A 13,643-nucleotide genomic window follows, 5' to 3' on the forward strand; every position below is an offset into this window, starting at 1 on the left:
GTCACTCCCTACAGTTGACGAAGCTCCTGCTTGATTTCAGTTTTGGATTTCGTTTTTTCATCAATCTGCTTAATCACACGTGCAGGGGTACCAGCAACCACGGTATAAGGAGGAACATCGTCCACTACAACCGCTCCAGCAGCGACAACGGCACCTTTACCCACACGCACACCTTCAAGAAGGACCGCGTTAGCTCCAACAACAACATCATCTTCTACGATGACTGGAGAAGCGGAAGGAGGCTCGATCACGCCTGCAAGGACGGAACCTGCACCAATGTGGCAGTTCTTTCCTACTGTGGCACGACCACCAAGCACAACATTCATATCAATCATGGTGCCTTCGCCTACAACAGCCCCAATATTAATCACAGCACCCATCATGATTACCGCATTGTTTCCGATTTCGACTTGATCACGAATAATAGCGCCTGGCTCAATGCGAGCGTGGATGTGCTTAGCATCTAGAAGAGGAATCGCAGAATTGCGACGATCGCTTTCTACAATATAATCTTCAATTTGACCTTGGTTGGCTTGGATAGCCGCTTCAATATCTTTCCACTCCCCAAATAATACCCCAACATTGCCTGTAATGAAGGACTTGGTTTCTGCTCCGAAGTCAATTCCTTCTATGCTTCCTTTAATATGTACTTTTACAGGCGTCTTTTTTACCGACTTCTGAATAAATTCGATGATTTGATTTGCATCCATTATGTTCATCCTCCTAATCATTAAGAAAAATTCGGCATTGATGCCAAATTTTCTGCGCTTTTACCACCTTATACTGTACCAGATTAGACAAAAATAAACAATGTTTGCACTTGGATCCTAATTGTAAGGGTTTACACGACTATTCTGAAAAAAAAGTGTTGCAAAACGGTTCAAATATAAATATAATGAGTTCATAAAGAGATGTTAGGAAACATGACATTGAATGGGAGGAAATATACAATGGTGATGGCAACTGGAACTGAAACGAAACTTCAAGAGATTCAAAAGGTAATCAGAGAAAAGAGTGTTGACTTGCTACACTTGCAATTTGTAGATATAGAGGGCATTCTTAAGCACGTAACGGTTACAGCCGAACAATTGGATGATGCAGTAGAAGGAAAAATCATGTTTGATGGATCCTCTGTAGCTGGATTCTCTCCTATCAATAAGTCGGATTTATACTTGCTACCGGATTTAAACACTTTCGCAGTGCTTCCTTGGACAGTTGAAGATGGATATTCCGAAGCGCGTTTCCTTTGCAGCGTAACGAATCCAGATGGAACTTTGTTTGAAGGAGATACTCGCAACGTTTTGAAGCGTGTAGTGGAGAAAGCAGAAGATAAGGGCTATAGCATTTCTGCAGGTCCTGAGCTTGAATTCTTCTTGTTCCAAACAGACGAGAATGGAAGACCAACTCTAGCTACGCATGACGAAGCGGGTTACTTCGCTCCATCTCCAAACGACCTAGGTGAGCGTGTTCGTTTAGAAATTTACCGTGCTCTGAAGGCTATGGGCTTTACCATCGAGGTTTCTCACCACGAAGTGGCTCAAGGTCAACATGAGATCGGATTTAAATATGCTGATGTGTTAGGTGCTGCTGATAATGCAACAACGTATAAGTGGGTAGTTAAAACGGTTGCGAAGCGTTTTGGATTGCATGCAACCTTCATGCCGAAGCCAGTTTTTGGTATCAACGGTTCTGGAATGCACGTAAACATGTCCTTGTTCAAAGATGGCAAGAACGTTTTCTTCGATCAAGACGATGAAATGCAATTATCTTCTACCGCCTACTCTTTCATTGCCGGATTAATGGATAACATTAAGAGCTTTACAGCGGTAACCAACCCGTTGGTAAACTCCTATAAGCGTTTAGTTCCTGGATATGAAGCTCCTTGCTATATTGCTTGGTCTGGTTCAAACCGCTCGGCTTTGATCCGAATTCCTGCAAAACGCGGAATGGCGACGCGCGTAGAGTTGCGTTGTCCAGATCCTGCTGCTAACCCTTACTTGGCTTATGCTGTAGTAGCAGCGGCTGGTTTGGATGGAGTAGATCGCGGATTAGCTCCTGTTGCTTCAGTAAATGAAGATATCTTCCATATGAGCAATGATGAGCGTGCGGAGCGTGGCATCGATAACTTGCCTGGAAGCTTAGAAGCATCTCTAGATGAGCTAGAAGCTAACGAGTTTGGCCGCAGCGTTCTTGGAGATCACGTGTATGATGAATTTGTAGCTCTTAAGAGAGCGGAGTGGGATAGCTACCGTACCGCTGTTAGCTCTTGGGAAATCGAAAACTATCAAGGTAAATTCTAGTTTGACTAAACGTATGACCTTGCCAGTCGGCAGGGTCATATACTTGTCCAAAAAAGTATGATATAATATATAGGAAATATACATACATGGGGAGGAAGAACGATGGCTAAGTATTCTTGGGTTGAAAAAGATACCTGTATCGCGTGTGGGGCTTGTGGAGCAACAGCACCAGATATCTATGATTATGACGATGAAGGCATTGCCTACGTAACGCTAGACGACAATAAGGGGATCGCTGAGATTCCTGATATCCTTTGGGATGACATGAACGATGCGGCTGAAGGCTGCCCTACAGACTCTATCAAGATTCAGGACGAGCCGTTCAACGTGTAATCATAATAAAAACCACCTTCATAGGTGGTTTTTTTGCTTATTTGCATGAAAACTTCATTCCGTTTTCAGCCATTTTAAAAATGCTCATTTTGGGTGCCTTCAGCAATTCCTCGTAAGAAAAGGTATGGCCTAGCTTATCTAGGTCAACCGTGTTAAGGGCCAGTTCAATTTCCTCATTCAGCTCATCGGAGAGATAGGTGTCACGGCAGCGAGGGCAATGAATGGCAGGGACATCGGTCACCATAATTACCTTTATACCGCCGGGTTCGATCCATTGACAGTCCTTGGTAGCCTTTGAGGCTTGATTTTCCGTACACCAGACACACTCCAAGGCAGTGCCTCCTTTCTTAAAAATAATAGATACTTCTAGCTTATTCAAGCTTTTGCTCTTGTTGCATCCTCAGTGGTGGTAAACCAGCGAATGACCTGCTGGAGAACGGAGTAAGAGCGAGACTCGGATTCTTCTTCTAACGTCAGTAAGCCAGGGTTTTCACTGGAAAATTGTTTGATCTGTTCCCATGACATGGGCTTTAGTATTTCAATCAATTGTTCTGTAGAATAGGAGCTGTGTACCATCAAAGTCCTCCTTTTATCGGGGCAGAGCAGTATACTATCTATCGTAACAAAGTTAAAATGAAATTCTTGTCGGTACCTGCGTGATTTTCCTGTAGAATATTGTTAGGAGGTGTAATACATGAAAAAATCTTTTAAAGAGCAGAAGGCAGTTTCGCTTGAAGAGCTTCAGGACCGTTTAGAAATCGTAAAGGAATTGAAAGAAACGGACACAGAGGCATATTATATACGCAAGGATCGTGAGACGGGAGAGCATTATCTGCACTATTCTTTCTTGCATCTGAATGTAGCGGAGGGCGGCACAGAGGAATTGTTTCATCATCTGCTCCCCATCGAGAACGATGATGTTCTTTCTTATGTTTTTGAGGAAAAATCGTATACGTATCCTGACGAGTGGAAAGGCCGCTATTTGCGAACAGGAGAAGAGGGGATGGTTTGGTTCGAAGCCAATCCCGAAGGCGACTATGAGCACTATGCTGCGAAGGGACAAGAAGCTCAGCAAAAGCTAGAAGCGTTTAAGCAGGCAGGGGCATACGATGATGATGCCATTCGCAAGCTGTTAAGTGATATGGAGAAGATGTTTGACGATAAGAAATAAAAGTAAGAGCTAGAGCGCAATGATGGGAGCTGGCGGATCGCTCGGATGACGTACCGCAAGCTCGCGTTCGGATTCGGATGCTCACGAAACTAATTAAAACAAAACGAGGTTCCCTTCAAGGGAAACCTCGTTTTGTTTATCATGATTAGTTCGTAGCCAACTGGCGAAGAACCGTTTGTAGGATACCACCATTGCGGTAGTACTCGATGTCTACCACGCTGTCCAAACGAACGATAGCGCCGAATTCGAAGCTGGTTCCATCTTCGCGAGTCGCTTTCACGGTGATGGATTGGCCAGGTTGAACGTCGTTGTTCAAGCCTGTGATGTCGAAGGTTTCGCGTCCAGTCAAACCTAGAGTTTGAGCGTTGGTTCCTTCAGCGAACTGAAGTGGAAGTACACCCATACCTACCAAGTTGCTGCGGTGGATACGCTCGAAGCTTTCTGCGATTACTGCCTTCACGCCAAGAAGGAAGGTACCTTTTGCCGCCCAGTCACGGGAGCTTCCAGTTCCGTATTCTTTACCAGCGATAACGACTAGGTTTGTGCCATCAGCTTGATACTTCATGGAAGCATCATAGATAGACATGACTTCATCTGTAGGCAAGTACTTCGTTACGCCACCCTCTGTACCAGGAGCGATCTGGTTACGGATACGGATGTTCGCGAAGGTACCGCGCATCATGACTTCGTGGTTACCACGGCGAGAACCGTAGGAGTTAAAGTCTACGCGATCTACGCCGTTCTCTTGCAAGTAAGAGCCAGCAGGGCTGTCAGCCTTGATGTTACCAGCTGGAGAGATGTGGTCTGTTGTTACAGAGTCACCCATTAAAGCTAGAGCGCGTGCGCCTGTGATGTCAGCTACATCATTTAACTGGTCACCCAACTCCTTGAAGAATGGAGGCTCTTGGATGTAAGTGGATTTTTCATCCCACTCGTAGATTTGGCCTTCTGGAGCATCGATTTGGTTCCAACGCTCATTAGCTTGGAATACATTCTCATAACGCTTGCGGAACAATTCAGGACGAACGGCTTTGCTCAAAGCTTCTTGGATCTCTTGAGAAGTTGGCCAGATATCCTTTAAGTAAACCGGTTGATCGTTCTGATCGTAGCCAAGTGGCTCGGTAGTTAAATCGATATCTACAGTTCCTGCAATCGCGTAAGCCACAACTAATGGAGGAGAAGCCAAGTAGTTTGCTTTTACTTGAGCGTGAATACGTCCTTCAAAGTTACGGTTACCGGAAAGAACAGCAGCTACTGTCAAGTCGTTGTCAGCAATCGCTTGCCCTACTTCTTCAGGAAGCGGACCGGAGTTTCCGATACAAGTTGCACAGCCGTAACCTGCAACGTGGAAGCCAAGTGCTTCAAGAGAATCTAAAAGACCAGCTTCTTGCAAGTAGTCGGTTACCACGCGGGATCCTGGAGTTAAAGAGCTCTTTACGTAGGCAGGCTTCTTCAATCCTTTAGCCACTGCTTTTTGTGCTACTAATCCAGCACCTACAAGAACGCTAGGGTTGGATGTGTTCGTACAGCTCGTGATCGCTGTAATAACAACAGCTCCGTTTTTCATGACGGTCTTTTCGCCGCCAGCATGCTCAACGGTTGCTTCCTTCTTCAAGTCGTCTTCAGACAATCCGAATCCGCCTTTTTCGATTGGAGTGCGAACCGCTTCATTGAAGGTTTGTTTCATAGCCGTTAGCTCTACTCGGTCTTGAGGACGCTTAGGACCTGCAAGGGAAGGAACAACGGTAGCAAGATCCAACTCAACCACGTCAGAGTACTCAGGCTCTGGGCTGTTTTCAGTCAAGAACATGTCTTGTGCTTTATAGTAAGCTTCAACAAGAGCGATCTGCTCTTCGCTGCGGCCTGTTAATCTCATGTAGTTCAAGGATTCTTGGTCAACTGGGAAGAAGCCCATGGTTGCGCCGTACTCAGGTGCCATGTTAGCAACGGTTGCACGGTCAGCTAAGCTCATCTTCGCCACGCCAGGTCCAAAGAACTCAACGAATTTACCTACAACGCCTTTTTTACGAAGGATGTTGGTTACGGTAAGAGCTAAGTCTGTTGCGGTAGCTCCTTCAGCAAGGGTGCCGGTTAATTTGAAACCAACGACTTCAGGAGTTACGAAGTATAAAGGCTGTCCAAGCATTCCTGCTTCTGCCTCGATACCGCCTACGCCCCAACCTACAACGCCAAGACCATTGATCATGGTGGTGTGGGAGTCCGTACCTACTAGGGAGTCAGGGTAAACTTCGGTTGTGCCATCTACGTCTTTTGTAGCAGCTACGGAAGCTAAGTACTCCAAGTTAACTTGGTGAACAATCCCTGTGGACGGAGGAACAGCGCGGAAGTTATTGAAAGCCGTTTGCGCCCAACGAAGGAAACGATAACGCTCAGCGTTGCGTTCGAATTCGATCTTTTCGTTTTGCTCTAGTGCGTCTACACTTCCGAAGTTGTCAACCATAACAGAGTGGTCAATAACAAGGTCTACTGGAACTAGAGGGTTGATTTTGGATACATCTCCGCCAATGCGCTGCATGGTTGCACGCATAGCAGCCAAGTCTACTACCGCAGGTACTCCCGTGAAGTCTTGAAGAACGATACGTGCAGGCTTAAATGGAACTTCTTGATTCGGGTCGCGCTCCACCGTCCAGTTTGCCAACTTGTTGACATGCTCCTCGGTGATTGCTTTCCCGTCAAATTCACGAACGGCTGCTTCCAAAAGAACTTTAATAGAGTATGGAAGCTTGGATACTGGGCCAAGCTTATCTAGGCCTTTTAAGGAATAGTAGGTATAGCTTTTTCCACCTACTTGGAGTTCCGATCTTACGCCATAGTGGTCTTTCTTTGCCATGTCATAACCTCCTTATGGATTGCGTATGTTTATCCTAAGATCCCCTGAAGTTTCAACAGATGAAACCGAGTTTCTTTTACGTTCCCATTATACACTTAAAATTGGGAGCCGTACACAACTATTTTCTCGGAATTTCTCCTGAAAATCATCAATTTTAGGAAGCGATTTACGAAATGCTCCTCCTACGTTATAATATTAACAGATGAAATGCAGTTTCATGGTATGAAACTCCTTTAATACTCACATGCTTATCGTATCCATTCTTACTATAAAATACAATTCGAACTAAGGAAGGGGAGGTGGAATACATGGAGGAGAAGAAAATGACCGTGCGCGCAGTGGAACGTGCGCTGGATATTCTTATCTGCTTTACGGATAAGCAGGAGCTGACCTTAACGGAGATTACAAGCCAGGTGGGGTTGAATAAAAGTACGGTGCATCGGTTATTGGCTTCTTTGGAAGGAAAGGGTTTTCTGCTGAGGGACCAAACCACGGATAAATACCGGCTGGGATTTCGACTGTGGGAGTTGACGGCCAATCTGATCCGGGAAGATGACCCGGCCTTGTTGTTTTTGCCAGAGATGGAAAAGCTTCGAGATTTGCTTGGAGAGACGATTAGCTTGTACGTACGGGATGGCCGAGAGCGTATCCGCATTCAGGCGGTAGAAAGTCAGCATACCATCAGGCGTGTAGCTCCGATCGGGCTTCGGCTGCCGTTAGCGGTTGGGGCGTCGAGCAAGGTCCTTGTTGCGTTTGCGGAACCCTCGGTCAAGGACATGATTTTGCAGGATCCTGCCTGGCCTGATTCGATCGACAAAGAGCAGTACATCCAGCAGTTGGCCCATATCGAACAGGTAGGATTCGCCATGAGCGTAGAGGAACGGGAGCAAGGCACCTCTGCCGTTGCGGCACCTGTCTTCAACCGGGCAGGGGACGTGATCGCTGCCCTTTCGGTATCAGGCCCTGCAGAGCGTCTGACCACAAATAAAATGATCGAGATGGCTCCAGCTGTCATGGCCGCGGCGCAGCGCATGGGGAAAATCGCAAAAAAATAGACAAAACATCCGAAAATGTTACAGAAAAATCACCCACCTTCTGACAAGCTTTTCCGTCATATTTTGTTATGATTAGCATAATAAGAAGTCAACGGGAAAGGGTGAAGGCGATGAATACGGAACAATTCTACTCCTTGAAAGAAATGGCCAAGGAACTCGAGACAACATGGCAAAGTATTCGCAGCTGGAAAGAGCAGTACTACCAGTTCGTCCCTATGGAGACCGCCGGCAAGCAGGCTTGGTTCCGGCCAGAGGCCATTGAGATCTTTCGCTTCATTAAAGAGGCCAAGGAAAAAGGCATGGATCACCATGATATCCGGGCAGAGCTGTTTAAGCTGAGCGGGCAGGTGGACAATGGGGAAGAACAAGAGCATCTTGCGCCACAAGTTGATATGGTGATGGTGGAGCCGCAGCTGCTCGAGGAGATGCAGGAAACGATTCAAGCGCTGCAAAAAGAAGTGCAGGAACTCAGGGCCAAGTGGACGGAGGTTGAAGTGGCGAAGAGGGACCAGCTTCTGATGGACAACCTAAGGGATATGCGGGATAAGAAGAAAAAAGGGCTCTGGAGCCGAGTGATGAATTTTACTTTATAGCGGACGGATATGGGACAGGCTGTATGAAAAAGCGCACACTTTTTCATACAGCCTGTTCTGTTGCATTTTACCCCTTCTTTGGTAGAATGTTCAAATAGAAAAGGTCAGGAGATGACGGACATGAAAATTAAGCAGATCGAACTCTTAAAACAGTCTACCCCACTAAAAAAGCCATTTAAGACGGCGCTGCGCACCGCCTACACAGCGGACGAAATCATTGTTCGCCTAACAGCAGACACAGGGGAAGTCGGTTACGGAGCCGCTCCGCCGACCGCTGTCATCACAGGAGACACGCTGGAGTCCATCAGCCATAATATAGAGGATTTTCTCCTTCCTCGTTTGGTAAACCAGGACATGGATGAGTTAGAATCCCTTTTACATACGGTGTCGTCCGCTCTTGTGAATAATACGAGTGCAAAAGCGGCTGTAGACATGGCACTATATGACTTATGGGCGCAAAAGCATAACGCTCCCTTATATCAGCTCTTGGGTGGAGCGCGTTCCACGCTCGAGACGGACATTACCATCAGCGTGAACGCCCCCGAGGAAATGGCCGATGACGCGGCGAATGCCATTGACCAGGGTATTTGCATGCTTAAGATTAAAGTAGGAAACGATGTTCACCTAGACCTGGAACGAGTAAAGGCCGTTCGCGAGAGGGTTGGCAAGAATGTGCTCATTCGACTCGATGCCAACCAAGGCTGGAATCGCAAGGAAGCCGTTCGCATCATCCGCCAGATGGAAGACATGGATCTGCGAATTGAATTGGTGGAGCAGCCGGTCAAAGCGCATGACTTGGAAGGTCTCAAATGGATTACCGATCGAGTGGACACACCGATTCTAGCAGATGAAAGTATGTTTTCCCCTCGCGATGCGCTAAAAATTTTAGAGATGAGAGCCGCGGACTTGATTAACATTAAATTAATGAAATCGGGCGGGATCTATCAAGCGCTGAAGATCAATGCTATCGCAGAGTCGTATGGCGTCGAATGCATGATCGGCTGTATGTTAGAGAGCTCCATTGGAATCACGGCTGCGGCTCATCTGGCCGCTGCCAAAAAGAATATCACACGTGTGGATCTTGATTCCGCCCTGCTATTGGCTGAAAATCGAGTAGTAGGCGGCGTTCAGTATAACGGGTCCGAGATGACATTGGGAAAAGGAAATGGATTAGGCATCGAAGGCTTAATTTTTCCGGAATGAATTGACAACGGCCAGCATTAATGATAGTTTTACATATATGTATTTTAAGTGAATATTCGACCTTATCGAGAGAGGTGGAGGGACTGGCCCGATGAAACCCAGCAACCGCAGAGCTTGGCTACTGCAGGTGCTAATTCCAGCAGGACTGACGCGATGTCCTGGAAGATAAGAAGCTGATAGCGAAACTTCTTCTTATCGGGGAAGTTTTTTTCTTTGTTAAGAATTGTCAGCACAAACCTGCGTGTATAAATGTTACACTATTTTAAATTATATAGACTGTTTTTAGGTGGAGGGAGAGAGGACCTGTGTCCAAGACGAGCATCAAACAACAATTAGAGAAGAAAATCCTTATCTTAGATGGGGCCATGGGTACGATGATTCAGCAGGCCGATCTAACAGAGGAGGATTTTGGCGGAGAAGCCTTAGACGGCTGTAATGAAATGCTTAACCTCACGCGTCCGGATGTCATCCGTGGAATTCATGAACTGTACCTGGAAGCGGGTGCCGATATTATTGAAACGAATACGTTTGGAGCCGCTAGTGTAGTATTAGCTGAGTATGATCTGCAGGATCGTGCGGTAGAGATTAATGCTGCGGCAGTAAGGCTTGCTAAAGAGGCTGTAGATGCGTATTCCACGCCAGAATGGCCGCGCTATGTGGCAGGGGCGATGGGACCTACAACCAAGACTCTATCCGTTACCGGCGGCATCACCTTTGATGAGCTTGTCGAGTCATACCTTGAACAAGCGAAAGCCCTGATTGAAGGCGGCGTGGATGTGCTGCTTTTAGAAACGGCTCAAGACATGCTGAATGTCAAAGCGGGAAGTATTGGGATTAGAAAAGCTTTTAAAGAGCTGAATGTGGAGCTTCCGGTCATGATCTCCGGTACGATCGAACCGATGGGAACGACTCTAGCAGGTCAAAACATCGAGGCCTTCTATATTTCCTTGGAGCACTTGCGTCCGATTTCCGTAGGATTGAACTGTGCAACTGGTCCGGAATTCATGAGAGACCATATCCGCACCTTGTCCGATCTCGCCCAGTGTGCCGTCAGCTGTTATCCGAATGCTGGTCTCCCGGATGAGAATGGACACTACCATGAATCTCCACAAGCCTTGGCCACGAAGTTGGCTGGATTTGCGGAAAAAGGCTGGTTGAACATGGCGGGAGGCTGCTGTGGTACGACGCCGGACCATATCCGAGCGATGGCGGAGCTATTAAAGGAGTATAAGCCACGGACAGAGATCAAGCCTCATGGGCATGTCGTATCCGGAATCGAGCCTGTTTATTTGGAAGCAGACAATCGCCCTTTATTTGTTGGGGAGCGGACGAATGTTATTGGTTCCAAGAAATTCCGTGATTTGATTAAAGAAGGTAAATACGAAGATGCCTCTGAAATTGCTCGCGCTCAAGTGAAAAAAGGTGCACATATCATCGACGTGTGTTTAGCGGATCCTGACCGCGATGAAACAGAGGATATGAGCAAGTTTTTGGGCTATGTGGTTAATAAGGTTAAGGTTCCGTTGATGATTGACTCCACGGATCCGGCTGTTATTGAGCTAAGCTTAAAGTTTTCGCAAGGAAAAGCCATCATCAACTCCATTAACCTGGAAGATGGAGAAGAGCGCTTTGAGCAGGTGGCTCCATTGATCCAAACCTACGGGGCGGCGGTCGTTGTCGGTACGATTGACGAATCCGGCATGGCGGTCACTCGCGAAAAGAAACTGGAAGTGGCCCAGCGTTCCTATCACTTGCTTGTCGATAAATATGGAATCAACCCGCAGGATATCATCTTCGATCCGCTTGTGTTCCCTGTTGGAACAGGAGACCAGGCTTATATCGGAGCGGCCCTTGAGACCGTAGAAGGGATCCGTTTGATTAAAGAAGCTATGCCAGAGTGTCAGACGATTCTTGGGGTAAGTAACGTCTCGTTCGGTTTACCTGCGGCTGGCCGCGAAGTGCTCAATGCCATCTACCTTTATCATTGTACGAAGGCTGGCCTGGACTATGCGATCGTGAATACGGAGAAGCTTGAGCGCTTTGCCTCTATCCCAGAGAAGGAAAGAACGCTCTCGGAAGAGCTTTTATTTAACACGAATGATGAGATCCTAGCCGAGTTTACCGCTTTCTACCGGGAGAAAAAAGCAACCAAAAAAGTAGAAGTGAGCAACTTGACGCTCGAAGAGCGCTTAGCCCAGTATGTGATCGAAGGATCGAAGGATGGGTTGGTCAAGGATCTAGATGAAGCTTTGACCAAGTACGCGCCTTTGGATATTATCAACGGACCTTTGATGGCAGGGATGAGCGAAGTCGGTCGCTTGTTCAATAACAATGAACTGATTGTCGCTGAAGTATTACAAAGTGCGGAAGTCATGAAAACCTCCGTTGCTCACTTAGAGCCTTATATGGAAAAAGCGGATTCCTCCGTGAAAGGAAAGATCCTCTTGGCTACGGTTAAAGGGGACGTTCATGACATCGGCAAAAACCTGGTAGAAATTATCCTATCCAACAACGGCTACCAAGTGGTGAACTTAGGGATCAAGGTTCCGCCAGAGGAGCTTATCCGCGCTTATCGCGAAGAGAAGCCCGATGCGATTGGTTTATCCGGGTTGTTGGTTAAATCCGCCCAGCAAATGGTCTTAACAGCCCAAGACTTAAAAGCGGCGGGCATTGACGTACCGATCTTAGTAGGTGGGGCAGCCCTAACCCGTAAGTTCACGGAAAACCGTATTTCTCCTGAGTACGAGGGATTAGTCCTTTACGCGAAGGATGCCATGAACGGATTAGATCTGGCTAACCAGCTGATGGACTACGAGCAGAGAGAGCAGCTGGTTCAAGAACTGAAGGAAGCCCGTCTGGCTAAGTTGCAGGCGCAGGAGGTAGCTCCGACGGAAACGAAGGTAGCGGATGATCAGCCGAAAGTATCCAATATTGATCGGAACGCACCGATCTTTACGGCACCTGACTTTGAACCGCATGTGTTGAAAAACTATCCGCTGGCTTATCTTCAGCCTTACCTCAATTGGAGAATGCTGCTTGGCAAGCATATGGGATTGCGCGGCAACGTCGAAAAGCTGATCGAAGAAGGAGATAAGAAAGCTGTTGAATTAAAAGAAGTGATGGATCAATTGCTACTTGAGGCAAGAGAAGGCGGGTTGGTTCAAGCCCATGGAATCTATCAGTTCTACCCGGCTCAAGCCGATGGGGACGATATCCTCATTTATGATCCGAAAGACCATTCCCGTGTGGTGGAGCGGTTTACCTTCCCGCGTCAGCAGCAAGAGCCGTATCTGTGTTTATCCGATTTCTTGCGTCCGGTAGAAAGCGGCGTAATGGATAGCGTCGGATTCCTTATTGTTACGGCAGGTCATGGGATTCGCGATGTCGCCAATGAGTGGAAGGATAAAGGAGAATATGTGCGTTCCCATGCCGTTCAGGCATTGGCGCTTGAATTAGCAGAGGCTTTTGCCGAACGCTTGCACCACGTGATGCGCGACAGCTGGGGATTCCCGGATTCTCCGGATATGACCATGTTGGAGCGCTTCGGTGCCCGCTATCAAGGCATTCGCGTTTCTTACGGCTACCCAGCGTGCCCGAATTTGGAAGATCAAGAAAAGCTATTTAAGCTGATCAACCCAGGTCAGATTGGCATTGAATTAACCGAAGGGTTCATGATGGAGCCAGAAGGCTCCGTTTCCGCGATGGTCTTTGCTCATCCGGAAGCGAAGTACTTTAATGTGGGGAATGGTGAGTAGGTTCGGAAGGTAAAATGGTCGAGCGGTAGGTGGAAATTGTTCACTTAATTGGGCAGGGGCCGCGGAAGTATGGGGGAGTAGATGGAGTTTCTCCAATTAATTCGGTTTTAATCCCTCACAATGACTCGATATCAAGCTTATTAGTGGATTTTTTCCATCTATTCGAGCCCGTTCAGGAGCTTGTGGATAGAATAAGTGGAGTTTCTCCATCTAGATATTCGTATAAAACTGTAACACTCTTATCAAGAGAGGCGGAGGGACTGGCCCGATGAAGCCCGGCAACCGCCAGCGAACAGCTGGAAAGGTGCCAAATCCTGAAGATAAGGGGAGGCGTGTTATTTAAACCTCTTCTGCGGAAGAGGTTTTTTTCATTTCACTTAAG

General features: G+C 47.2%; 11 protein-coding genes and 2 riboswitches. Of the genes, 7 read left to right on the top strand and 4 right to left on the bottom strand.

Features of this window, described 5'->3' with window-relative positions; genetic code table 11:
* Positions 1 to 8: 8 nt before the first annotated feature.
* On the bottom strand, positions 9 to 719 hold the full coding sequence (gene dapD / locus EIZ58_RS26035) for a 2,3,4,5-tetrahydropyridine-2,6-dicarboxylate N-acetyltransferase (protein ID WP_134703904.1): 711 nt from the start codon (positions 717 to 719) through the stop codon (positions 9 to 11).
* Between the two features lie 231 nt (positions 720 to 950).
* Between dapD and glnA the strand changes: the two genes are divergently transcribed.
* On the top strand, positions 951 to 2,300 hold the full coding sequence (glnA, locus tag EIZ58_RS26040; RefSeq protein WP_134703905.1) for a type I glutamate--ammonia ligase: 1,350 nt from the start codon (positions 951 to 953) through the stop codon (positions 2,298 to 2,300).
* A gap of 102 nt (positions 2,301 to 2,402) precedes the next feature.
* Positions 2,403 to 2,633, top strand: coding sequence for a ferredoxin (locus EIZ58_RS26045; protein ID WP_134703906.1), 231 nt, complete (start codon positions 2,403 to 2,405; stop codon positions 2,631 to 2,633).
* A gap of 37 nt (positions 2,634 to 2,670) precedes the next feature.
* Here the strand turns inward: EIZ58_RS26045 and EIZ58_RS26050 are convergent, their stop codons facing one another.
* Positions 2,671 to 2,964: a YokU family protein gene (locus tag EIZ58_RS26050; RefSeq protein WP_167577981.1), complete on the bottom strand. Its 294-nt coding sequence runs from the start codon at positions 2,962 to 2,964 to the stop codon at positions 2,671 to 2,673.
* Positions 2,965 to 3,008: 44 nt separating this feature from the next.
* Positions 3,009 to 3,209: a hypothetical protein gene (locus tag EIZ58_RS26055; protein WP_134703908.1), complete on the bottom strand. Its 201-nt coding sequence runs from the start codon at positions 3,207 to 3,209 to the stop codon at positions 3,009 to 3,011.
* Positions 3,210 to 3,327: 118 nt separating this feature from the next.
* Here EIZ58_RS26055 and EIZ58_RS26060 point away from each other — a divergent pair, with 118 nt between their 5' ends.
* Positions 3,328 to 3,804, top strand: coding sequence for a hypothetical protein (locus EIZ58_RS26060; protein ID WP_134703909.1), 477 nt, complete (start codon positions 3,328 to 3,330; stop codon positions 3,802 to 3,804).
* Between the two features lie 145 nt (positions 3,805 to 3,949).
* On the opposite strand, the gene acnA is transcribed toward EIZ58_RS26060, so the two are convergent.
* Positions 3,950 to 6,655 carry an aconitate hydratase AcnA gene (acnA, locus tag EIZ58_RS26065; protein WP_134703910.1) on the bottom strand — a complete coding sequence of 902 codons (2,706 nt, stop codon included), beginning with the start codon at positions 6,653 to 6,655 and terminating at the stop codon, positions 3,950 to 3,952.
* A gap of 308 nt (positions 6,656 to 6,963) precedes the next feature.
* Between acnA and EIZ58_RS26070 the strand changes: the two genes are divergently transcribed.
* The 4 genes from EIZ58_RS26070 (at position 6,964) to metH (ending at position 13,261) form a co-directional block, all read left to right on the top strand.
* Positions 6,964 to 7,710, top strand: a complete 747-nt coding sequence (locus tag EIZ58_RS26070) for an IclR family transcriptional regulator (RefSeq protein WP_134703911.1) — start codon at positions 6,964 to 6,966, stop codon at positions 7,708 to 7,710.
* Positions 7,711 to 7,820: 110 nt separating this feature from the next.
* Positions 7,821 to 8,303, top strand: a complete 483-nt coding sequence (locus EIZ58_RS26075; RefSeq protein WP_167577982.1) for a MerR family transcriptional regulator — start codon at positions 7,821 to 7,823, stop codon at positions 8,301 to 8,303.
* Positions 8,304 to 8,423: 120 nt separating this feature from the next.
* Complete coding sequence (locus tag EIZ58_RS26080) at positions 8,424 to 9,506, top strand: dipeptide epimerase (RefSeq protein WP_134703913.1); 1,083 nt, start codon at positions 8,424 to 8,426, stop codon at positions 9,504 to 9,506.
* A 59-nt stretch (positions 9,507 to 9,565) separates the two neighbouring features.
* Positions 9,566 to 9,678: riboswitch (SAM riboswitch) on the top strand.
* Between the two features lie 193 nt (positions 9,679 to 9,871).
* A complete protein-coding gene (gene metH / locus EIZ58_RS26085) occupies positions 9,872 to 13,261 on the top strand; it encodes a methionine synthase (protein ID WP_240689433.1) in 3,390 nt (1,129 codons plus the stop codon).
* Positions 13,262 to 13,497: 236 nt separating this feature from the next.
* A riboswitch (SAM riboswitch) is annotated at positions 13,498 to 13,588 on the top strand.
* Positions 13,589 to 13,643 lie beyond the last annotated feature (55 nt).

The organism is Ammoniphilus sp. YIM 78166 (assembly GCF_004522215.1).
GTDB lineage: Bacteria > Bacillota > Bacilli > Aneurinibacillales > RAOX-1 > YIM-78166.